Raw genomic sequence first — 24390 nt, forward strand, 5'->3', positions numbered from 1 at the left:
AGACAACGTTCATTGTAGACGGACAGATAATCCAACCTCAAACATACGGTTCCACGGCATATAGCAGTCTCGAATCTCGATCGTATGCCCTTCTTGGGTGAGATAGCGGGCGATAAATTGCTCTAATCCTGTACGCACCATCTCGGAGACAAGTCCGCGCGGTCCATCTAGCCGGAATTTATCCAATCCGAGTTCTTGAATTGGACCATTGCTGAGCGCCTTGCGGACAACCGAATCATATCCGAAGTCCTCCACATACCGCAGCGCCAGAAAATGGTCATGGCGACGACTATCTCCATATTGTGCGTACAGCATCGACTGGGCAATAACGGTGCCGAGCGTATTGGAGCTTGTATTCCAGCCTGCATATCCAGCGAGACGGTACAATATTCCTTTTTGCCGTAACAGATCTAACAATTCCAGATCTCCACCGTTGGCATATGCAATATCCGCGATGGCAACGACAGGACGTTGCGGTGGACGGCGATCTGTCGCAGAAGCAGTATGCTCAGGGAGCGAATGCGATTCGTAAGAAGTCGCATCTGCCGCATCCATTTCATCGCGGGCATGAATCTTCCTTCCATTTGCCAGTTCATCTGTTATGTCGTTAACAACTGAAGCATCGTTCTCCGTATGCGGCGCTTCTTCCGCTGCAAGGTAGGTGGCACGATATGCCGCTTCCTGCTTGCGATCATGCTTGCTTAGCAAATATGCGGCATACTCGACCAGCTCCACCACGGTACGCTCGGTATCATAGTTGGCAGACGGCGCGCCCTGATTGACGGCTTCGCCCATTTTCTCGCCCGGTGTATTCACCAGCAGCACGATATCCGCTTCTGCTGAACTGTCAGCAACGATGCCACCGGCAGCGATAATCTGGTATTTTAACGTTTCGTATAACCGCCGGTCTTCGTACGCTGGAATGATATGTGGCCCTTCTACTGAGCCAAATCGTGGATAGATCAGCGGTACAGCATTGTTAAGCGTATTAACCATGCGTGCGACCAGTGTACATCCGACCTCGTCTGCCCCGGGATACATGTACACTCTTGTCCCTAATTGCCGCTCCCGAATGCCTGCTCGCACAAGCTGCTGATCGCGCGCAGTATACCCATATGGCGCTGAATCGTCCTGCGGGAAAATTAGAAAATCAATCGTGCCGTCCGCCACATATTCCAGCGCCAGTCGATTGGCTTCCCGGTTAATCGCGCGGCGACCGAGATAGTCGTCCAGTACCTCCTGCGGCAGACGGCTATTGATGTCATCCAGCTCCGCCTGCTCCTCTGTCGTCAGCGATTGTACTTCTGACAGATGCTCCAGATACCCTTTGCGGAAAATCTCGCGTCCCCAGTCAGCATAATAATCCGGCTCCTCATCTGACGACGAATATTGCGGACAACGCATGATCAGTTGAAACGCGTAGATGATCAGCTGCGGGTTGTTTTCTTTTAATGTGCGTAGATGCCGCAAGCGTTCGGCAATCTCTTCACTGCTCCATTCGTGCAGTCGGGAAGGAACGATGCCGCCATATAACAGCGTATCGAGCGACAATACCGCTCCGCTGGCTTGTCTCGTTTCCATTTCCGTCCATGTCCATAGCCGGGATGTATCGGCAGGTTGCTTTTTCTGCCCCATCCATTCAATCGGCGGACGCAGCGGCTCGTAATCCGTCGAACGAGCAAGCCGATACGGAAAATGAAAATTGCACGGTCGCTCGTCCAGCGGCATGATAACGATCTGTCCTTTTGTACCAATGGTTGTATTCATGATTATGCAGACTCCTTTGGACGTATGTAGTGTCCGCAGACAGCAGTCGATGATCAATCGGCAGACTATCCGCGAACGAACGTACATGGATGTTAGACGATTGCTACATTCATACAAATTTACCCATAGTTAAAAACATCTGTATTTCCATCCAAACATATTACGACGCAAAAGTAAAATTTCAGTGCTGTTGTATCGTGTGGATTGCTTTACGATTGCCTAACTTCTCATGACTACCAATACGTGTCTTGAGATACGGTTCCCGCTCGTGCATACGTGTCGTCCGTTACATTGGAGGGCTGGATTGCCAACTGCCCATACAGCAGTGAAACGTCGCTTAGATTCAAATTATGGTAGCTTTCGTCAATCCCTTTACCGATGATCATGATGCTTTCATACATTCCCGGCTGGACGGCAATCGGATCTTGTAACAAGCTAACATCATCTTCCGAAAACATATGAATCGCAGTTAACGCTCCACTACCGATCGGAATCCACTGTTTGTTTTGCAATCCATAAATGGTGTATTGATGCTCCTCTTGCGCTTTGACATGAGTTCTCGTTCCACTTGTCAACTGCAAGCCAGTCAATGAGATCGGCTGTGGGAAGGATAAGGTGATGGCTTCGCCCTGCTGCAAATAATAATACGTACTCCGATCACCATCCACAATCTGGTAAGGATCACGGTGTTCACTGCTGCTTACAATGGTGCCTGAAGGAACTGCTTGCCCTTGCACACCAGCGGTAGCTGCACCGATAATCTGATCTGAAGCGTTCAGCATCTGATCACCAATACGGGGAAATACTTGAAATGCATATTTCTGTCCATTGATGAGTCCTTTGACGGCATATCCCTGATAGGCATCTGCACCAACTTCCACACGATGAATATCTTTTTCGTCATACACCGGACTGTATTCAATTACATACTGATCTACATCGTCTACAGCATTCCAGCTTAGTGTGGTCTGTCCATTGCCCGCGACTGCTTGGAGTCCAGTCACGCTATCTTTGTCCGAGTCCCACAAAATCTCATATAACTCATTGGTGTCTGTCGACTGGGCAGTAATATGAATCTCATCGTAAAATCCTACTGTCACCGCAATTGGTTCCAGTCTGACAGGACCTGTTTGCTTGGTAAGATCATACGTTTGTTGCCCGATCATCTTCTTTTGTCCATCTTTGAAACCATATACCGTATAGGAATTCGTGGCGTTACGTGGCACAGCCGCGATGATCTGTACCGAACGTAGATGTAATGGCGTATGGAATTTCATTCCGTAGGTTACTAGCTTCTCCTTATAATAGGCTGCCGAACCCCAAGTATCATCGATTTTGCCGTCGGCTATATTTCCGAGCATCAAATAGCCTCTATAGCTATTTGATGAAAATTCAGTACCTTGCGGAATGATTCGTGCATTAGTTGCTAGTATTGCCTGATCCGACGAGTAATTGCCAACTTGCCCGTTTACAACTGGTGCAATCAAGACGTGCATAATTTGCTCTTTGGGCAGGTTGCGGATCGTCCAGCGGTTGCCAGATTGTATATCCTGCGGTGACAATTCCACCGTATTCGTATAATTACGAATCTCCGAACCGTAACGAACGATGTACTTGTCCGCACCGGGAACTGGTGTCCATGTCAGCACAGCTTGATCACTCAACGGTTCTGCTTGCAGGTCGCTGATATACGGAAGATCCGACAACATATGAATAGTAGCGATTTCCAATGTGCGAGAAGGCAACATTTGTACAGCTTTATACGTTAGCCGGATGGCATCATATCGTCCCGGCGTAACGGCGCGAATCTGCTGCTTTTCGCTTGTCTGCACTTGATCGAGATCAATGTCCTTCCATTTGCCGCCATCCTGACCTTCTACCCGATACGCAGTATTATCGTTATGTTGCTTGTCAAAATAGTATGTCGTTAACGCATTCACATGGATTTTTTGTGGAAACCGTAGCGTGATAATGGCATCCTGCCCCTCATCCTTCCAACCGCCACCGTTAGCAAGTCGCGTCCACTTTTCTCCACTCAATTCGCCTTGTGGCTGGGTAGTAATACGCGTACCGCTCATAATCGGTACTTCGTACGTTTTTACTGTTGCTGGCTGTGTCTCAGATTCGGCTGCTGCATTTCCCGTTGGTACTATACTGAATAGCAGCACCAGAATCATCATCATCGATATACCATACCGCAACCCCTTATTCCTTTTCATTATGTTCCCTCCTCTTCTAGATCCAACACGTTGTTCTTGATTACATGAGCGCTGTATCACATATGCCTATGTACTGCCAGCCACAAGTTGCTCTAACTGAACTGTACATAGTTTATTTGTGTGCGGCAGTATACGACTGAATATGCACATTCTATTGTGTTGCCGTCGCTATCCAGTAGCCTGAATTCTATCTCCTCCTATCTATAAGGAAAATATGGAGCATTTTTACAACCAGTATCCAAAAAAAGATGGCATCCCAGCCATAATCCCACTCCATGAAGGTTATATGTATACAGCAGTACGAAAAAAAGGGACAGGCGAATCGCCTATCCCTTTACCGCTCCTGCCAGACCTTCCATATAATAACGCTGGGTGAACAGGAACACGACGATGATCGGGATGACCGATATGATCGTGCCTGCTGCAATCCAGCCAAAGTTATACGAAAACTGTCCATTCAAATACGTAAGTGCCGCGGCGAGTGGATATTTCTCTGGGTCGTCCAGTACGACGATGGGCCAGAGGAAGTTGTTCCAGAACGCCATTACTTCCAGCAGCATAATAACCGCGATGCCCGGCTTCACTAGCGGCAAGACGAGCTGCCACCAGATGCGCAGTTCAGACGCGCCGTCCATTTTACCGGAATCTCGAATCTCGGACGGAATGCCGAGAAATGTCTGTCTCATGAGGAAAATATTAAATACCGATACCGCCGCAGGCAGCACGACGCCAAGATACGTATTGCCTAGATGCAGCCACTGGATTGTCAAATAATGCACAATCATCGCGGTCGCCGACGGAATGATCATTGTCGCAATCAGAATCGCAAACACGGTATCTCTGCCGCGAAAACGGAACAGCGCCAGCGGATACGCCGTCATACACGATAGCACAATATTGCAGACAACTCCGATCACGGTAATGATTACCGTATTCATAATGTAACGTGGGAAATTCATATAATTCCATACCTGCGCATAGTTGGCGAAGTCAATAAATGTCGGCAAGATCGCTGGCGGATTCGCAAACACATTGCGCCCCGGCATCAGCGATACGCTGAGTAGCCATAGAAACGGGCCAGTCATAAACAGCGCCAAGATCAGTAGCAGTAGATAGGTAAGCGTATAATTCAGCATCTTTTTCATCCGGCGCGCCGTCACACCAGATGATACGGCACGGTTACGGGAATGCTCCATCGCATTGTTCATGAGTACGTTTGTACACCGCCTTTCCGGTTCAGACGGAACACAAACAGGCTCAGTGCGCCAACGATCACGCTGACGATCAGACCGAGCGCGGACGCATAACCAAAGTTGAACTGCTCCAGACCCTTCTGGTAAATGTACAGGCTGGACGTTAGTGTCGCATTGCCCGGTCCGCCATTCGTCAGTACGAACATCTCGTCAAATACCCGAATGGCACCCATTAGCGAGATTAGCGTACAAAATAAAATATGCGGACGCAGCAACGGAATCGTAATCCGCAAAATTCGTTGCCAGCGCCCCGCTCCGTCGATCATCGCCGCTTCGTACAGCTCTGACGGAATCCCTTGCAACCCGGCAAGGTACAGCACCATATAATAGCCAAGCCCTTTCCACATCGTGATGAACATGAGCGCATACAGTGCGGTACTGCTTGTGGATAGCCAGCCGATTTGCTCCTGAATCAGACCGAGCTGCATCAGGATATAGTTGATCACCCCGTTGCTGCTGAACAGCCAGCTCCACATGAGCGCGACCGCCACCATTGAGGTAACGACCGGAATGTAGTAGGCGGCGCGAAATGCCTTGATCAGCGGCAGGCGAGTATTGACCAATATCGCCATCAGGATAGACAGGATCTGGATGCACGGTACGATCAGTACATATACGAGCGAATTCCAGAGTGAAGTCAAAAAGCTTTTGTCATGTACGGCAGTAACATAATTGTCCACGCCGACATAGTGGGTTTCTCCAATGACCGAATAATCGGTCAGGGACAGCGGAATACCGTATACAATCGGCCATAGCACGAATACGGCTACAATCAGCAGACCGGAAGCCATGAAGGCCCACGCGGCAAACGTCTCGGTTCTCATCCATCTCATCATGCTCGTTCACCGCCTTTGAAGGGTCAGGTACGTTCTCATTTATAGAGGTGACTGTTGACTGGGTATCGTCGCGACAAGGTGTACGCCACTAGATGACGTCCGATTTGAGATGCGCCCGATGCGAATCCTACACGTTCACAATCGGGCGCACTGGAATTATTGCTTCAGAATTTGGTTTACTTCCTGTTCGGCGGTAGTCAGTCCCTGCTGCGGGTCTTTGCCGTTCAGGAAAATCTCCTGCAATTGCACAGCAATCGCAGAGTTGATATCACTGGCATTCGGTACGCCGACCATATAATCGACCGCCTTGTCCAGACTTTCGGCGGAAGCGACCTTCGCCTGCGATTCTAATGTATTGTCGTTCTGCGTAAAGTACGCGTCCTTGATCGATTCCTTCGTGCTTGGCAGCGTATTTGCCGCTTTGGAGAAGGAGGTCTGGTTTGACGCGTCGGTCAGGAATTTGGCAAATTCTGCTGCCTGCTGCGGTGCGCCCGATTTGGCAGGTACGACCAGATTCATCGTATTGGACAGACGCACATCGGCTTTGCCTGTCGGCAGTGGCACGGCGATGGTGTTTTTGTACACATCCGGCGCAGCCGTTTTAATAAAGTTGATAAAGGTCGGTCCGGCGATCTCGAACGCCGTCTGCTCGCTGGAGAAGTACTGAATTTGCTTGTCAAAATTAGAATCCTCGCCGACCAGTACGCCTTCTTGAATCAACTGCTGCATATTGCGGATCATATCGAGCGCAGCAGGTGTATTGAAGGCGGCAGCCGTTTTGTCGTCATTCAGAATGGAGATGCCTTCCACCGGGAACAGACGCGCGGCAAAGGTCAGCGCATACCCGCTAGCACCCGTTTTGGCTTTAATCTGACGCGACCATTCGTTCAGCTCATCCCGCGTCTTGGGCGGATTGGCAGGATCAAGTCCCGCCTGCTTCACCAGCCGCGTATTCATATACAGCACTTCCGTACCGGTATACCACGGCAGCGCATACGGCTTGTTGTCCAGCACCGTGGAATTGAAGATGCCGTCAAAATACGAAGACCGTTCGGTATCGCTCAAATACGGCGTCAGATCCGCCAGTGCGCCCTTAGACGCCATCTGATTGGCAAATTCGGTATTCAGATTCACCACATCCGGTACGTTGCCACTCGCAATTCCGGTTAATAACTTATTAGAGATGGCATCGTATGGATAATCACTCCATTCGACCGTGACGCCGGGGTGGTTTTTTTGGTATTCTGATATCAGGTTATTAAAATAATCGTTGAATGTCGGTTGCAGGGCAATCGTCCAGAATTTAATCGTTATCCGTCCATCTTCTTCTTTATTACTCCCGGCATCCGATCCGCACGAACTGAGCACAGAAGACAATAATGCAGCCAGCAGACACAGCACCGCTAATCGTCTGACTTTTTTATTCACAGGCTTCATTCCTTTCTTGGTATCATCCGGCTTCTTCTGCTCCACCGTTTCCGTACTCTACATCCTATGTAGCATGAAGTGAGAATTTTTTCGCCTTCGTCTCGCATTATATCAAATTAGAATGTAACAAAAAAGGGATGAGCAGGAATTAAAAGGGAATCCTATGCACCAATAAACAGCAACTCTGATTAATTATCAGCAAAGAAGGTGAGTTAGATGCAAACCGCATGGATTTTGTTGGCAGTCGGAATGATTGCCGTTTTGTTCGTACTGGTCTGGATTGCGCTTATGCTTGCTTCCGGTCAGCGCAGACTGCCGAATAACAATACACCGCGTCCGCGTGTGGATCACGATTCCAATACCGACCCACATCACGACGCACCGAATGTCGTACATCTCGCCTCCTTCCGCCAGCGCCGCAACGGAAAAGGCAAAGAAATAAAGCGCAACAATTCCCAGCCAGAACCGATTTTGAAAAAAGAAAATGTAGCAGAGCTGCACAAAAAAGCAGTACCTGCCACCGTTCGACCGCTGCCGTTGTCCAAATCTGGCGATGTTCCGGTCAAACCAAGACTGCAAAAATGCTCCTACTGCAAAAAAGAAGTGCATCGGCTGACTTTTTATGCGACCGATGAGGGCGGGCTGGTTGGTGTCTGCAAGGACTGCGAGCCGATTGCCAAACGTCAGAATCTGCTGCCGCTATAATGTGCGATGGCATGCATAATCATTCGCAAGGCATTTTAAAATGAAACAGGTGAGAACGATGCAGCATATACACCAGGAATCATCGACAGCGGCTCAGGGCGAGCCGCCAGTAACGGAAGCGCATTCCACCGCTGTCGTACAGCAAACGGCGGACAGTAAAACCTGTTCCCGTTGTGGCGGCATGTATCCGCTCTCGCACTATTTGAAACGAACCGGACGCAAATCGGGACGTTCCAGTCGGCGCGGAACGTGCCGCGACTGCCGTAAACAATTGAAAGCCGCCGCTCAGGATGGATTGATGGTAGAATCAGGGTCTGTCAAGCAAGAGCAGAAGCTACCGCTGCCTGCACCGCATCATCCTGCACCTGAAATGACGCTGACGAATACAGTTCATTCGCCGCAACATGCGCAAGAGAATCATGTTACGATTCCAGCCGTCTCTATCGTGACCGCTCGTCCGGTACGCAGTCTGCCATCCATTGAGCATAAAGACATTCGCGGACACGGGCTGGATCTTGCTGTGCTTCGTCCGACCCGGCGCGGCATTGTGCATATGCGTGGACGCACAGACAAAGGTCGCCGCTGGCATCAGGAAACCGATCTGGAGACAGCAGCAACGCTAGTACGCGAATATGCTGCTGTTGTAGTCAATCGACATACGATTCGTCGTCTGTACAGCAACCGTTCGTTTCGTAAATATATTTTGGAACGAGATCAGTATACATGCTACTTCTGCGGCGGTTCTGGCGATACGATTGACCATCTGTTGCCACGCGCACGCGGTGGACATACGACACCGCTAAACTGCGTATGCGCCTGTAATCTGTGCAATCAGACGAAGGCAGATCATGATCTGCATCATTTTATCCAACCAGTCGATTCGCCTGACGGCGTGCACGAAGGTAGTTCATCCTGAGCGTTACGAACAACATTATTCCCAATATCACAACGGTAGCGCTGATCTGATAATGTGCATATAGCACAGATGTATGACCGGATGACATCCAGCTTATGGAAATTCACGGGCGAATTCCGGTTTTTTCTATTGAAGCCGCTTTCTTCATGCTATATGATAAAAGCATCCTATGCAGTGCGTTGGAGGTCATGATGAACAAATATCAATTTATCTGGTGTGAAGGCGTGCTCGGTTATGGTGGGCTAACTTCACTAGGGGTAATGGCGATGCATTATATGGATCATACCTTTGTTTTGACGCTGCACGGAATCTGGAATGAAGTGTCCCGAACCGTGCCTTTGTTTTTGCTGTGCGGATATTTGCTGGGCGAAATGATCTGGCGCTGGAAATCTGCCCGTTCGGAAGCTGAGAAGCCTTAACAGAGCTGCATGCTATGGCGATTGCACATATCATTGCACATGTAGGTGTAGTGCCTATCATGTACTGACAATATAAATCTATGTATCTTCAACCATACAGTCACACCAAACATTCACACCAAAATGCAGCCTGTCCGCCGTTGATCCGGCAAGACAGGCTGCTTTGTTATGCGTCATTATGATGCGTGCGTCATCCATCTTGTATCTATACTGAAACAGACCTTCTTCGCTGGTACGGATATTCTTCACTTATTCGCGTCCACGATTGCGCGGCAACATCGGTTCGCCTGTGGATTCCGGCTCATGATGACGCAGCAGATCCAATTGCCGCAAAAATTCATTCAGTCGCTCCTCCGCCTCATCCAGCGCATGCTCGACAGCGGACAAATCCAGCGGTGTCTCCATCAGGTAGCGACGTGCTTCTTCCTGCGCTTCAAAACTACCCTCCTGCGCGGAAACAGCCAATCGGATATCGCTCTCTGTCTGCATATCTGTTAACTGGCGAGCTGCATCGCGATGTTGTCCGCTGATTGCCTCCCAGCGCTCCATATCCAGCTTTTTGCGCAAATCCAATTCATCCAAATATCCAGTCAGCTCCAGACGCAAAGTATGTACGCGATCAAACAATTCCCGTATGCGCAGACTGTATTCGTACGCCTGCCGATAGGAAGGGAGATCATGATTCAAAGCAGAGGTAATCTGTGGCAACAACGAAGCCGCCTGTTCCAGCAATTGCTGCATCTGCTCATAGCGCTGCTGCTGTCTCGTCATATGCACCTCGGCATACACTCCACTCAACTGCTGCAACTCGCGTTCATACCATTCCGGCAACAGCTCATATTCCTCCAAAATCCGGGTCGTTTCATCAGCAGTATGCACCGCTTCATCCCGAAAACGGATCAATTCGCTCACCAGCTGGCGGCTATCCTTCATTAACTGATCCACATGTTGCCTTAGAGCCAGCGCACGGGTCTGATCGCCGCGTGCTTGCAACTCGCGCCATTGTCGCTCTTCCATTCGTGCTTGCTCCAGCAGTAAAAAGGGATTCTCGGCACGAACATTCAATTTCTCGCGCTCGACCAGCTCATGCAATTCAGCGGTTACATGATCGATGGAGTGCAGCGAATGCGATTCCGCTAACGTGGCGGTCGTCGATGACAGCAACGGACGCGTAACTCCGGCAATCATCTCAAAGCGCTGCTGAAGCTGCTCCGGTTCGGTTGCCCAAGAGGAGAGTTCATTTTCCAATCGATTCAGCTCGCGTCCGGTACCTGTTAACGACCAGATGGACATAGAGAGCGATTGCAATACTTGGCGCCATTGCTGGACGTGTTGTAGCTGCTGCTCACCGTCGCGCTGAATTTGCTCTAGCAATAGCGACTGATCCCGGCTGACTCGTTCTCGTTCCAGCAAGGTAAACAGCTCGGAATCCAGCAGTTCGTGCAGCACGGTATCCAGTTTATTCAACCGCTGCCGCAGCAGGGAGCGGCGTTTGCGCAGCTTGCGCGTCCGTAGCGTAAACAAAAACAGCACAATGGCCGCTGACAATAACAGCACGGTAGCAATACCCAGCATCAATTGACGCAGCGTACTAGCGTTGAAGCGAGATTCCGCCTGATCATTGGCTGTGGCAGTGCCATCATTTCCAGCACCATTCTCGCCACTCGACGTATCCCGCAATCCGTTCAAATACTGACTGACCGCAATGACACCACCAGCGATATCACCGTTTTTGGCATACGGAACAAACTGGGTATCGGTGACCCCTTCCACCGTCCGTGCATTGCTGGCAGCGATGCGTTCCGCCAGTTCTTCATTTTGAAAAACGAGATGGACATAGTTCGGATTGCGGGTAATCAGCAGCAGCAACTGGTCGCCGCCCATCCCTTCTTCGTCGTATACTTCATTGGCAAAACGACTGCCCTCGGTCTGGGTGTAACCGTTCACAGTCATAACCTGCAATGTATAATGATGACCGGTCAAAGCTTGATTGATCCGTGCCGTATCTTTTTCCGTAAACATGCCAGTGTAATCGGTAACATGACCGTTACGATAACCGCCACTTTCGGAAGCATAGGTCATCATTGGCAGCAAACTGTTGCTCAGCATCAGCAGCCCTATGATCAATAACCATTGCCACCGCCATATGAATATCGTTTTCATCCTGTTCCCCTTTATTCCAAGGTGCGGAGCTATAATCCTTTACAGTATGCCGTAATATCATCATCTGTACAACGTATTATGATACAATTATAGGCAGAAAAGAAAGCAGAAATTAACAATAACAGGCAGTAATTTGAAGAATATTGTGCAAAATCGACCGGAAATGCTAATTTGGGGGTTCTGCTGTTGTGAAATGAGAGATGAACGCGCGACGTTCCACTGTCTCCCTGATCTTTTACAGAAACGAGGTATAACGATGAATACATCCACACATACAACGGAAGCAAGATTGCTATCGCTGAATACCGGTATGCCGGTACATATCGAATGGAATGGCAAATCTGTCTACACCGGTTATGTCAAAACGCCGGTTCATAAGCCTCTATTTATGAGTGAGAACGGTATTGAAACAGACGGACAAGGAGATTTGAAAAATCATGGCGGACCGGATAAAGCTGCCTGCGTTTACTCTGCTCAGCATTACCCATGGTGGAGTCAGGAAATGAATCGTCCTTTTGAAGTGGGCGCATTTGGTGAGAATTTTACGGTGAGCGGATTGCTGGAACAAGATGTATGCATCGGTGACGTATATACGATTGGTACGGCGATCGTACAGGTGAGTCAGCCGCGCCAGCCATGTTTCAAGCTGTCCGCACATCTGGAACGTCAGCAGATGATCGTTCGTGTACGGGAAACGGGATATTCCGGCTTTTATTTCCGAGTGTTACAATCTGGCGAGGTGACAGCTGGAGATACGTTCCAATGGAATCGGCGCGAGGGTCATGGGACAACGATTGCGGAGTGTAACCGCCTGCTGTATCACGAGAAGGGCGATACGCCTGCATTACGTAGCGTACTGGAAGAACCAGCGCTCGCGTCTTCCTTGCGCAAACATCTGAGCAAACGCCTAGTAGACAAGGTGTAAGATCATTATGCAAGCGGTGGATCGTAAAGATGGACTCGTATGGTCGTAGAACTTCGAACGGCTAGTCAGCGGTGCTTATATGATCGCAGAATTGCGAGGAAAGGCGATATGATGGGGAGATCGATAGAAGCTTCACGTCAATGACTATACTTGTACATTTGCAAGAATTGACTATCGTCCATAGCAATAACGTTTTTGCGATAAAATGTATGTATATCGGTTTCATTCCCTGTCGGATTCGATTATTCTACTCATAAAGAAAGCCTGCGGTGCTGGATACACCACAGGCTGGAAATGATAAGATCGGCGGACATACACGGCGATCGCTTACAATCAATATTCAAGGAAATCGATTGTACAAATTTATTCTCCGAACTGCTGTAACATCTGCTGCTCTCGCTCTGCCTGCGCACAAGGAGACAAGCGCAGACTAATCTTATGCTCAAATGGCGTCATCAGATTCACTAGCAATGTGCGGCAATTCGACGGATAGCTCGCTTCGCGCACCGCTGTTGCCCAATGCTCATACGCTCCGCCTGTTAGCTCCACCCAGTCGTCGCCATGCTGTATCCGCACCATGCCAGTTTGCCACAATTCTACGCCTTCCGACACCTCACGTAACTGTCCATCCTCCGCAATCATCTGCGATTCATTGCCAAAAATAAACGACAGCTGGGTCATCACTTCTGCTGGATCGCTGCACCGAATATACAGATCCAACCCATTCACCTGCTCTACCGTTTCCACCTCCACACGATACGCTTGCGTATGCGTGCTTTCGCGCTGCGCATGAGGCAATATATACCATGGTCTGCTTTCCCCATGTATCCCTGTATGCTCTGGCAAATATGGCGCCGGGATCGGTGAGCGGTAGCCTTTATGATAGAGTGCCGTCATCCTGTATCCACTTTCCGTTTCAACCAGCGTCTGCATCGGTACAAACCCCGGGTTAAAATACGATGCTAGCTGCACGCCTAACAATCGTACATCCCCATGCCGCAGCGCTAGCAATGACGACGTTTCGGTCATCATCGTCAGACTTGTATTGCCGTGTCGCATCCGTAGCACTGGCGCGCCAAAGTCGAGATGCGGACGGCTATACTGAATCGCCCGATATTCGTGCGCATCCGCCTGATCCAGATATGCCTGTCGGTCAAATGTTCCGTTGATCATCCGCCGATAATGACGTGGCAGCTCACCCGGTTGTACCGACTGTCCATTCACCGGATACAGCAGCATCCCGATCAATGGATTGTTTGCACAGCTGGACGGTTCGTGAAATGCCGCTGCCGCCAATTGCGCCATCGCGGCGAACTGCGCATTGTGATCCATCTCTGCAATCATCACATACGACAGCAAATAACTGTCCATCGTAAATGTCTGCCCAAAATCCTGCCGTCCCGAATAATCGGTCACAACTTCGCCGGACGGATGAATAAGATACATCATCATTTCCAGATTACGACGCACCGGCTCCAATAACTCTGGCATATGCAGCAGCCGCGACGCATGAATCAGCATCACATCACTCACCGCGTTATAAATGCCATTGCTGCGCTCTGTCCACTCACCATCCGGTGTCGCATCCAATCCTTCCGCCACCCACATTTGCGCCCGCTTCCGCAAGCGTTCATCCCCGAAGATTTCATGCAAAAATCCAAGCGCCGCACTGATCACCCAGCGATGATTCGGCGTATGACAGCCGCCGGTCAGCATCACTGGCATACTACGCTCCAAAAACTGATTCATTTTAACAAGTGTCGGCTCGGCAGCTGCCCAATTTTCGCGCGATAACAGCAAATATAACTGTGCATATCCGACGATGACAAACGCGGTATCTGGTGGCGAATGAAAATTCGTCCACCCCGGCGAGATTGAACCGTCCTCATGCTGCACACGCAGCATATATGCCGCTGCCAGCTCCAGCCGCTCCAGCACCAGCATATTGCGATAATATACCGACTCTGGCTGCACTAGCGCCGCCGTCCAGACCGACATCCAGACCGGCGTACCGGCATGATGATTGGGCCAAGCGATACCATTCGCAGGGTCAATCACACCGCCATAGTACCGGCTCTGCTCGTCCATCACCTGACCTTGCAATCCACGCTCCACCCAAGCTTCGTTTACATGGATCAGCTTTTGCAAGATATCCATGCATTAGACTCCCTTCGCCAGACTTGCTTGCCGCTGCTGAATTTTGTCGGTTAGCAAGCGGTGGCTAGTATGAATCTCGTCCGGCTGACAGGCGGCTTTCAGCTCGTATACTTTGATCGGTGCCTGCTGAATAATATCCAGAAAGCGGTCAAAATACTCCATATCCTTGCTATGCACATAGGGACACCAGTGATCGGACAGACCGAGCGTTTCGTGGATATGTACCCCGATAATATCGTCCTTCATCGCGTTTGCTTCTTCGGCGTTATGATACAGCCCCATCCGATCCATCATCATGCCATGACCGATATCGTACCAGAGATAGACGGGCGCGCCTTTCATACGTTCGCGGACTTTCTTCGCCTCGGTCAATGTTGGCATCTGGTAACAACGTGACCGCGTTTCGATACCGAAGGCAATATCGTAGCCGCGTGACATCGTAATCTCGCACACTTCTTCCAGACTATGCTGAATACGCTGCAAATAATGCTCAGACAGACGCTCGCGCCGCTCCAGCATCTCGTTCCACAGCTTCTGATACGCTGGTGAGTCCTTGCCCTGCTCGTGATAGATGCCTTTCAGTTCCTCGTCGATATTGTAGGAAAACGGCACCTCGCCCGGATGCACCACGACTGCTTTTGCCCCATAGCGATGCGCGTATTCCGCTGAACCGACCAGCAGCTTCACTGCACGCTTACGCTTGTCCTCATCGTCAAATCCGAGCAGCACTGAATCTGTGCCATAGTCCGGGTCAGGTGTATGTGGGAACGTATTATGTACGCTCGATACGCCCATCTCTCCTTTTTCAATCAGCGGTTCAATCGTCTTCAGCATCTCTGTCGTCACGTTATAATTCAGCTCTACATACTGGAAGCCTAGCTCGCTAATCTCGCGGATCATGCCTGCTCCGTCATGGGGATAACGCTTGATGTTCCAGCAGGTGGAAAAGGAATATTCGCCTTTGGATGAATGCATGCGTCACGCCTTCTTTCTCTCTGTAGTTTGAATTCGGATTCACTAATAAAAGCAGCAGATGCGGCCTCCGCAGGGAAAGCCGCACCGTTTGCTCCTCGTTATCCTTTGACCGCGCCCAGCATAACGCCGCTCACGAAGAAGCGTTGCAGCCACGGATACACGATTAGAATCGGCACCGTTGCAAAGATCACGCTTGCCGCTTTGAGACTTTCCGGCATCATCTGCGCGGCACCTACGACCTCATTGCGCATCAGTTCGGTCGCCATATTGTTCTGAATGAGCTGATACAACTTCAATTGCAGCGGATACAGCTCAGGGCTATTAATATACATCAGCGTATCCATGAAGCCATTCCAGCGACCGACCGCATAGAACAGACTCAGTGTTGCCAGCACCGGCAGCGACAGTGGCAAAATGATACGCACCAGCGTCAGGAAATGACTGCTGCCATCAATCTCTGCCGCTTCTTCCAGACTGTCAGGAATCCCTTTGAAAAAGGAGATCATAATGATCAGATAAAACGGGCTAATGAGTCCCGGCAAAATAAGTGCCCACATCGTATCCAGCAGATGCAGATTGCGCACCAGAATGTATTCTGGAATAATCCCGCCGCTGAAAAACATCGTAATGATGATCACGACCATAAAGAAGCCGCGACCTTTCAGATTCGATTTAGCGAGTGGAAAAGCGGCTGCAATCGTCATTGCCATACACATGAGCGTGAACACAACGGTCAGCAGCACCGTAAAGCCGAGCGAGCGAATCATCGACGGATCACCGAATACTTTGGTATAGGCTTCAATCGTAAACTCTTTGGGAAATAGTGTAACTTCACCGGACATGATCGGACGCGCCGAGCTGAACGAGATTGCCAGAACGTGAATAAACGGGAAAATACAGATCAGTACCGAGATTGCCAGCAACGTCACATTCACAATATCAAATATGCGATCACTGCGACTGATCGTTGGTTTGATCTTGATGCGATCCGTTTCGTTAACGCGAGCTGCTTCTGCCATTATAAAATCCCCTCCCCGGTCGTTTTCTTGGCTGCGAGGTTCGCACCTAGTACGAAGATCAGTCCGACCACTGCTTGGAACAGACCAACTACCGTTGCCAGCGTGTACTGACCGGATTCCAAACCGATCCGGTATACGAACGTACTGAGTACATCCGAATATTCCTGTACCGCCACATTACCGATGACAAATGGACGTTCAAATCCGATCGTCACCATATTGCCCAGATTGATAATCAACAGCGTGATGATCGTCGGACGCAGACCCGGCAGCGTAATATGCCAGATGCGCTTCATTCGTCCTGCGCCATCTACCTCGGCGGCTTCGTACAATTCCTTGTTAATGCCAGTCAATGCTGCCAGATACAGAATGGTTCCCCAGCCTGCACTTTGCCATACGCCAGTCAGCAAGTACGTAATGAGCCAGTAATGCGGATCGGTCAAAAACGGAACTGGTTGAAATCCGAACGATACCCATAGATTGTTAATAAAGCCGGATTGCGTACCAAACACTTGATACACGATTCCCCCGATAATAACCCAAGAGATAAAATGCGGAATATAGAGAATGGTCTGCGACAGTTTCTTGAACCACACCGCCTTCACTTCATACAGCATAATCGCCAGAATGAGCGGTGCCGGGAACGAAACGATCAGGTCCAGAATGTTCAACATCAATGTATTGCGAAGGGTACGGTAAAAGTCCTGATTTTGAAACACTTCACGGAAGGCATCCCAGCCAATCCATTCACTGCCGTTAATCCCTTGAAAGAAGTTAAAATCCTTAAATGCAATCTGTACGCCATACATCGGTCCATATTTGAAGACGGCAAAGTAGGCAAGCGGCAGCATGAGCAGGAAATACAGCTGCCAGTATCTGCGGAGGTAAGTGGACGTTTTCACTGTCGTACTCCCCTTTCGGTGGATAGAATCGCATATCGGTATTGCTCGGTGTGACTTACGCCAGACAGAGTGATTGCAGACATGTATCGGAATACAGCTGATGCTGCCGACTTCATACTGGACAAGCCCTTAGACAATCCTAGATAAGCAAGCTTGGGATACCAAGGCTATGTCTCGAAGTCGGCAGTACAGCTGCCAATACAAGGTCATCCATGTGAAGCTTTAGCGCCAGTTTACTTCGTTGCGCCGCCTTCCTGGAATACTTTGGTACGTTCGTCCAGAATCGCTTGACCGCCGCTGCTCATATAATCTTTGACGAGTGAATCGTAGGTCGTGTCAAACTGAGCTTCCGGCGCCATTGTCGCTTTGACGATCAACTGTGCATATTTGTCTTGCAGGGCGCTGCCGTATTTGGCTTCCGCTTCAATTGGTTTGTTGAAGTTCACCGGTGCAATCGTATCGGTGTTAGAGATTTCGACCGATTTGCGCATATCGGCTTGATATTCTTCCGGCACCTGCATAATGTAGGCATCGTTATTCTGTTCTTCGGTGCCGACGATTTTGCCGTTCGCGATAATTGCCATATCGCCGTAGTTGTACAGGCGGTTCAGTGCTTCTTCGGACGCATCTTCCTTCGCTACCGGGATGCCGTCCTTGAGCGTGTAGTTTTCGCCTTCCACGCCATTTTGCATATCGAACAGGTTTTTGTCGGATGCCATCCAGTCGAGATATTTGATCGCTTCCACCGCTTTGCTGCTCGATTTCGGGATCATAATATACAGACCGTTGGATGCGTATTCCGGTTTGGCATGCTTGCCTTCATTGTTCGTAAACACGTCCGTTGGTGTCAGCGTGGCGTCTTTGACGTTCGTTTGCAGGTTTTTGTAAGTGCCGTTATAGCTAAAATACAACTCGCCCGCATCCTCAGTGTAGAAGCCAACTTTGCCGTTTTGCACATCTTGCCACAGTTGCTTTTTGTCCTCATCCAGACCGAAGTCCTTGCTGATCAGCCCTTCGTTGTACAGCTTGTTCATATACTTCAAGCCGTCCTTGAAGCCGGGCAGCAGCGTTGGATAATCACTGGAGCCGAGCTTTTGAGTCAGGGTATATTTTTGCTCATCGGTGAGTGGTTGTTGAATAAACGACCAGAGCAGCGGCTCATATTGTGCCGGAGCAATCGTCATGCCGAATGGAATCAGACTGGTGCCGACTTTGCCGGGGTCTTGATCTTTGAATGCTTTCAGTGTGGTGTACAGCTCGTCTGTCGTTTGCGGAACTGGTAGCTTCAGTGCATCCAGCCAGTCCTGACGAATATAAGAAGCGTATTTGCCAAGCACGGAACGCTTGCCCGGAATGGCATATTGTTTGCCTTCAATTTGCCCGTAGGAGAGCGTATCGTCGCCTAGGAATGTTTTCAGATTGGGACCGTATTGATTCAGCAAATCGGTCAGGTCGGTCAGACCACCCTGTTCAGCGTATCGGTTAAATGTCCCTTGATCATACGTAAATACGATATCTGGTACATCGCCGCCGCTTGCCATCAGGACATTCAGCTTTTGCAATTCTTCGGAACGTGGGACAGGGACGTATTGAACTTCGATGTTATTCTTACCGCCGAAGCGTTCGTTAACAAGCTTGGTCAGATAGTTATTACTAATCGTAGAGCCTGCTGGCGAGTTGCCGCGGTCGAACACTTCCACTTTCAGTACGGATTTGCCATCTGCGGTCGTTGCTCCCGCTTCGCTACTTGAGCTAGAACAGCCTGCTAATATCGCTGTACCTGCCAATACCGTCGCCATCATCGTACCGGATACTGCTTTAACCCAACCTTTGCGTGAATACCATTTCATCTCCCCAACCCCTTTGTTCACTTTTCTCCCTAACGTATTAGTGTCAGCAGGTTCTTTTATTTTTGTTAACTTTCCTGCCATTTATCATTTTCGGGATGCCCCAATTATGGCATCAGATCATGAAATCACTCAATAAACTTGTTTCAGGAGATAAACAGAGGCGGTTAAATCCTTATACATCAAGGGTTTTTAGTAATGAAAATATAATAACTTAACATGTTATATTCAAGTAATATTTTCATTATGAACTCTGTTACAAGCTCTGTTTTGATGTAGAACGGTTTTGAACGGACCACATGGAGTTGAAGAAATGAATGGTATTGATCATCAGGTGAAGCCAATCGTGTTTTCCTATTATATTGAGGAAGTGGTTACACGATGGCTTCTACCTATTCCTAACTGGCAGTTGCATGATCTGTTCTGTTATTTAGCGATGTTGCCTTCTTGATACACTTTGGTGCGCTCATCCAGAATTGCTTGACCGCCGCTGCTCATATAATCTTTTAACAGTGATTCATAGGTGGCGTCGAATTGATCTGGCGATACCATTGTTGTTTTGACGATCAATTGATCGAATTTGTCCTGCAGAGCGCTTCCATATTTAGCTTCCGCTTCAATCGGTACACTGAAATTGACCGGTGGGAACGTATCGGTATTAGAGATTTCAACCGATTTCGCCATATCCTTCTGATATTTTTCTGGCATTTGTTTAATATAGGCTTCGTTATTTTGTTCTTCGGTGCCGACGATTTTGCCATTGGCGATGATTGCCATGTCTCCATAGTTGTACAGACGGTTCAGCGCTTCATCCGTCGCATCAGGTTTGACAACTGGAATACCGTCTTGCAGTGTATAATTCTCGCCCTCTACACCATTTTGCATATCGAACAAGTTTTTGTCAGATGCCATCCAGTTTAGGTATTTGATTGCTTCGACCGATTTGGTACTGGATTTCGGGATCATAATATACAGACCGTTGGACGCGTATTCCGGTTTGATATGCTTGCCTTCGTTGTTGGTAAACACATCTGTTGGTGTGAGGACGGCATTTTTCTCATTGGTTTGCAAATTCTCATACATGCCGCCTGCATAGTAAGGGTTACCTGCGTCTTCAGTAAAGAAGCCCACTTTCCCATTTTGCACATCCTGCCCAAGCTGCTTTTTGTCCTCGTCCAGACTAAAATCCTTACTAATCAGCCCTTCGTTGTACAGCTTGTTCATGTATTGCAAGCCTTCTTTGAAGCCAGGTAGCAGTACCGGATAATCACGAGAGCCAAGCTTTTGTAGCAGGGTATATTTTTGCTCGTCTGTCAGTGGCTGTTGAATGAAAGACCAGAGCAGCGGCTCATACTGTGCGGGAGCAATCGTCATACCGAATGGAATCACACTTGCGCCAACACCACCGGGGTCTTTGTCCTTGAACGCCTTCAGCGTCGTATACAGTTCATCTGTCGTCTGCGGAGTTGGCAGATTCAACTTATCCAACCAGTCCTGACGAATATAAGAAGCATATTTTCCAAGTACGGAGCGTTTCCCTGGAATCGCGAACTGTTTACCTTCCAGTTGTCCATAAGCGAGTGTATCGTCACCGAGGAATTTCTTGAGATCAGGACCATACTGATTGAGCAGATCGGTTACATCGGTCAGTCCGCCTTGTTCAGCGTACCGATTGAATGTACCCTGATCATAGGTGAATACGATATCTGGCACGTCGCCGCCGCTCGCCATCAGTACGTTCAGCTTTTGCAATTCTTCAGAGCGGGGAATCGGTACATACTGCACTTCAATATTGTTGCTGGCGCCGAAGCGTTCATTGACAAGCTTGGTCAAATAGTTGCTATTAATCGTAGCCCCGGCGGGCGAATTGCCGCGGTCAAACACTTCCACCTTCAAGACGGATTTGCCGTCTGCCGTTGTAGCCCCTGCATCGCTGCCAGAGCTGGAACAGCCTGCTAGCAGCGTTATACCTGCAAGTGCTGTTGCCATCATCAAACCGGACATACGCTTGAACAACTTTCTTTTTGAATACGCTTTCAATTTACTCAACCCCTTTGTCAGCTTGTGTCCCCTGTGCCGTGTATGTACCGCATTCGATGCTTGCGGGTAAGAATGATTCAATTTAGGGATGTCCCAATTATGGCATTCTGCTTTTGAAATGCTCAATAAACTTGATTCCATCCATAAACTTTTAAGTAAACGCTTACATTGGAAGGTGATCGACATGTCATCTGCCTTCTTGCACTGAATTCGCCGTATAAACGATTTTCCGATTCCTTGAGATCCCTTGCTGCTACTGGCTTAACGAATGATCCCGTCCCTCTTTCTGGCAAAAAGAGAAAAAGCAGCCCGACCTCGGACTGCCCATTTTCATCATGAAAATCAGTGTTTATCTTCGCTTTGTAAGAACATTTCTCTGCATCTCATACACCTGTTCAACAAGTGTCGACATTGCAGAAGTATCTTCCGCACATTAGATTTCACTCGCTAGACTTACGATATGATCCGTACCTACTTCCGCTGTTCGCTCGGCGGCAGCAACGAACTGCCGGGCTTCATTTTCAGCTTGCGATAATCGCCCGGCGTCACGCCGATAATACGCTTGAACACCCTGCCGAATGTAATCGAGTTCGCATAACCCACCTGAATCGCGATATTCTGAATCGTATCGTCCGTTGAGGATAATAATTCTTCCGCGCGTTGTAACCGCAGCTGCACGAGCAGATCGATGAATTTGACATCCAGCTCTGCCTTGAACAGATGACTCACATACTTGGGCGTGACATGGAAGCGTTCGCTCAGATGATTGAGTGACAAATCTGGATTGGCAAAGTTCTCCTCCATATACGCCTTCATCTCACCAATCAGGGCGCGATGATTCGTAGAATCGCCTGCCTGCTCATACATCTGCGCCACCTGCTCCAAATATTGCAGCAGCGATGCATGAATCTCCTCCACCGTCTCCGCTTCTGCGATTGCTTCCATTACCCAATCTGCCTGCTCGCCGGACAATAGGCGATCTAGCGGTTCGGACATGCCTTCTAGCTCACGACCGAGTATTTGTAATAGCGATAATACCAAGGAACGAATGCTGTCATCTTTTAAAATATCCTCTTCAAACCGATCAAGCAGCTGCTTGAGCCGTTCCCGCCACTCTGGTTGACGCAGCCGATACTCCTTGATCCAATCCGAGATTGCCTGCAAGTACCGATAGCTGTCCGGTTCTCCACCTTCCGGCAGATCACTGTACATCACCACCCCATCACGTCCGAGCGTCATCGAATATTTCATCGATTCTACCGCCGTTTCGTAAGCGAGATGCAGGTCAGCAGATTGACGCACCGTAATGCCAGTGCCAAAGCTCATCGTCAAATGCAGATTATGCTCCACCCACTCGCGACTACCGGCCGATAGCGAGAACAGCAGTCGCATCCAGCGACGTTCATCACCTGTATCAGCGATAATAATACCTGCACGGCGCACGCTAATCCATTCGCACCAGCCGGAGACGCCATCCTGCTGCGCCAATTCCTGAAACACATTGGTCAGCGCTAGCTTGAGCGTATTGTGCTCCTGCGTACTGCCCTTTTCCCGAAACGCATCATAATCTTGAATCTCAGCGACGATAAAGGCGTACTTCCATTCATCCGCCTGATCCGGTCGTCCGTGCAGATCAGGGAAAATACGCAGCTGCTCCAGCTCCTGCTGCAATTGCTCTGGCGGCTCGCCTTCAATCCAGTTCATGAACAGCCGACGGCGGCGAATGAGCAGATTCTCATGATGCTGGCGCTCATAATCGACCGTTTGCTTCATCAGGCTCTCCAGCGCTTCGTCGATCAGTGCCATTTCGTCCTTGCGCGCGGTTTCGGTGCCTGACAATTGCAGCGATTCGATCCGCTTCATCATCACCTGAATCGGCTTGTAATTTTTGCGAGTAATATAAATAATATAAGCAATCGACACCGCTACGACGAGCACGCCAATCAGCACCCAGATGTAGGAGATGACCGATACCCACGCAAACAATTGACCTGCACGCAGCCCGCTATCCAGATTCCAGTTCAACCGATCAGAATGCAGCTGAGTCAGCGGCTCGTCCTGCTCCGCTTCATCCTGCTCGGTCAGCGCGGGTGGATATACCTGCTGTCCGGCTGCATCGGTAATAGTCAGAAACGACACCTGCGGATTGACCATCGACGCCGCCAGCTGCTGCATTCCGTACACGCTCACATTGATCACAATCATCCCCTGATCGCCAAATGGCAGCGGCAATCGCTTGTGCATACTAATCACCTGACGACTTGGATCGCTGCCCATCTCGGCAAAGGAACGCATCGCCGACCAGCCCTGCTGCTCTGGTTCGGTCAGCGCCTGTTTGACGAATGGCTCATCTCGGAATCCACTTAGCGGCTGTAACCCTTGCACAGTCAGCACACTCTGATCGGCATCCCGATAAATGTAGATCGATTCCAGCAGATCGTTATTGTCCATCAATTGACGCAGACGCTCGACCGTCTGGTAGGTGACTGCCGTATCGCCAGAATCACGATCCGCTAGAAATTCATCATACGCTATCGACGTCTCTGCATCGCGCAGCACATCCATCTCAATTCCTTGCACCGACCGATCCATCGTATCCATCATATAACTGGTCGAGATGCGATCCGCCCGCGCCGTTTCCTGCCGCGAAATCTCATTAATGACGATAAACGACAGAAAGATCAGCATCGAGATCGTTAGCAGAAAAATCGGAAAATACGATAAAAGAAGACGACGATACCAGTTTTTTGACAGCAATGGGCTTCCCCCTCCCGTACACATGATCTGTCCCGCTGCACATTCCCGCCATGTTCTTCGCC

17 protein-coding genes are annotated in these 24390 nt (G+C 49.5%); 4 read left to right on the top strand and 13 right to left on the bottom strand.

Annotated features, from left to right (window positions below; genetic code table 11):
• Window positions 1-9: 9 nt before the first annotated feature.
• The 5 genes from ACDE64_RS22035 to ACDE64_RS22055 all read right to left on the bottom strand — a co-directional run bounded on the left by ACDE64_RS22035 (window position 10) and on the right by ACDE64_RS22055 (window position 7512).
• Window positions 10-1767, bottom strand: a complete 1758-nt coding sequence (locus ACDE64_RS22035) for a DUF4127 family protein (protein WP_411348318.1) — start codon at window positions 1765-1767, stop codon at window positions 10-12.
• Window positions 1768-2000: 233 nt separating this feature from the next.
• Window positions 2001-3986 (bottom strand): hypothetical protein, encoded by a 1986-nt coding sequence (locus ACDE64_RS22040; RefSeq protein WP_411348319.1) that lies wholly within the window; start codon window positions 3984-3986, stop codon window positions 2001-2003.
• A gap of 326 nt (window positions 3987-4312) precedes the next feature.
• A complete protein-coding gene (locus ACDE64_RS22045; protein WP_411350368.1) occupies window positions 4313-5131 on the bottom strand; it encodes a carbohydrate ABC transporter permease in 819 nt (272 codons plus the stop codon).
• Between the two features lie 59 nt (window positions 5132-5190).
• Window positions 5191-6075: a carbohydrate ABC transporter permease gene (locus ACDE64_RS22050; protein ID WP_411348320.1), complete on the bottom strand. Its 885-nt coding sequence runs from the start codon at window positions 6073-6075 to the stop codon at window positions 5191-5193.
• Window positions 6076-6231: 156 nt separating this feature from the next.
• Window positions 6232-7512: an ABC transporter substrate-binding protein gene (locus ACDE64_RS22055; RefSeq protein ID WP_411350369.1), complete on the bottom strand. Its 1281-nt coding sequence runs from the start codon at window positions 7510-7512 to the stop codon at window positions 6232-6234.
• Window positions 7513-7719: 207 nt separating this feature from the next.
• On the opposite strand from ACDE64_RS22055, the gene ACDE64_RS22060 reads away from it, so the two are divergent.
• The 3 genes from ACDE64_RS22060 (at window position 7720) to ACDE64_RS22070 (ending at window position 9543) form a co-directional block, all read left to right on the top strand.
• Window positions 7720-8208: a hypothetical protein gene (locus tag ACDE64_RS22060; protein WP_411348321.1), complete on the top strand. Its 489-nt coding sequence runs from the start codon at window positions 7720-7722 to the stop codon at window positions 8206-8208.
• 58 nt (window positions 8209-8266) lie between these two features.
• Entirely contained in the window at window positions 8267-9124 is an 858-nt protein-coding gene (locus ACDE64_RS22065; protein WP_411348322.1) for an HNH endonuclease, read from the top strand.
• Window positions 9125-9312: 188 nt separating this feature from the next.
• Entirely contained in the window at window positions 9313-9543 is a 231-nt protein-coding gene (locus tag ACDE64_RS22070; protein WP_411348323.1) for a hypothetical protein, read from the top strand.
• A gap of 249 nt (window positions 9544-9792) precedes the next feature.
• Here ACDE64_RS22070 and ACDE64_RS22075 read toward each other — a convergent pair whose 3' ends face one another.
• Complete coding sequence (locus tag ACDE64_RS22075; RefSeq protein WP_411348324.1) at window positions 9793-11706, bottom strand: TPM domain-containing protein; 1914 nt, start codon at window positions 11704-11706, stop codon at window positions 9793-9795.
• A gap of 256 nt (window positions 11707-11962) precedes the next feature.
• Between ACDE64_RS22075 and ACDE64_RS22080 the strand changes: the two genes are divergently transcribed.
• Window positions 11963-12631 (top strand): MOSC domain-containing protein, encoded by a 669-nt coding sequence (locus ACDE64_RS22080; protein ID WP_411348325.1) that lies wholly within the window; start codon window positions 11963-11965, stop codon window positions 12629-12631.
• Window positions 12632-12994: 363 nt separating this feature from the next.
• Here ACDE64_RS22080 and ACDE64_RS22085 read toward each other — a convergent pair whose 3' ends face one another.
• The 7 genes from ACDE64_RS22085 to ACDE64_RS22115 form a co-directional block, all read right to left on the bottom strand.
• Window positions 12995-14788, bottom strand: coding sequence for a hypothetical protein (locus ACDE64_RS22085; RefSeq protein ID WP_411348326.1), 1794 nt, complete (start codon window positions 14786-14788; stop codon window positions 12995-12997).
• 3 nt (window positions 14789-14791) lie between these two features.
• Window positions 14792-15763, bottom strand: coding sequence for a sugar phosphate isomerase/epimerase family protein (locus ACDE64_RS22090; protein WP_411348327.1), 972 nt, complete (start codon window positions 15761-15763; stop codon window positions 14792-14794).
• Window positions 15764-15861: 98 nt separating this feature from the next.
• Entirely contained in the window at window positions 15862-16782 is a 921-nt protein-coding gene (locus ACDE64_RS22095) for a carbohydrate ABC transporter permease (protein WP_411344217.1), read from the bottom strand.
• Entirely contained in the window at window positions 16782-17633 is an 852-nt protein-coding gene (locus ACDE64_RS22100) for an ABC transporter permease (RefSeq protein WP_411346884.1), read from the bottom strand. The genes ACDE64_RS22095 and ACDE64_RS22100 overlap by 1 nt, the downstream gene beginning before the upstream one ends.
• A gap of 284 nt (window positions 17634-17917) precedes the next feature.
• On the bottom strand, window positions 17918-19534 hold the full coding sequence (locus ACDE64_RS22105) for an extracellular solute-binding protein (protein ID WP_411348328.1): 1617 nt from the start codon (window positions 19532-19534) through the stop codon (window positions 17918-17920).
• Window positions 19535-19957: 423 nt separating this feature from the next.
• Window positions 19958-21535, bottom strand: a complete 1578-nt coding sequence (locus ACDE64_RS22110) for an extracellular solute-binding protein (RefSeq protein ID WP_411350370.1) — start codon at window positions 21533-21535, stop codon at window positions 19958-19960.
• 507 nt (window positions 21536-22042) lie between these two features.
• On the bottom strand, window positions 22043-24328 hold the full coding sequence (locus tag ACDE64_RS22115; protein ID WP_411348329.1) for a helix-turn-helix domain-containing protein: 2286 nt from the start codon (window positions 24326-24328) through the stop codon (window positions 22043-22045).
• Window positions 24329-24390 lie beyond the last annotated feature (62 nt).

The sequence above is a fragment of the Paenibacillus sp. WLX2291 genome (assembly GCF_046603665.1).
Classification (GTDB): domain Bacteria; phylum Bacillota; class Bacilli; order Paenibacillales; family Paenibacillaceae; genus Saccharibacillus.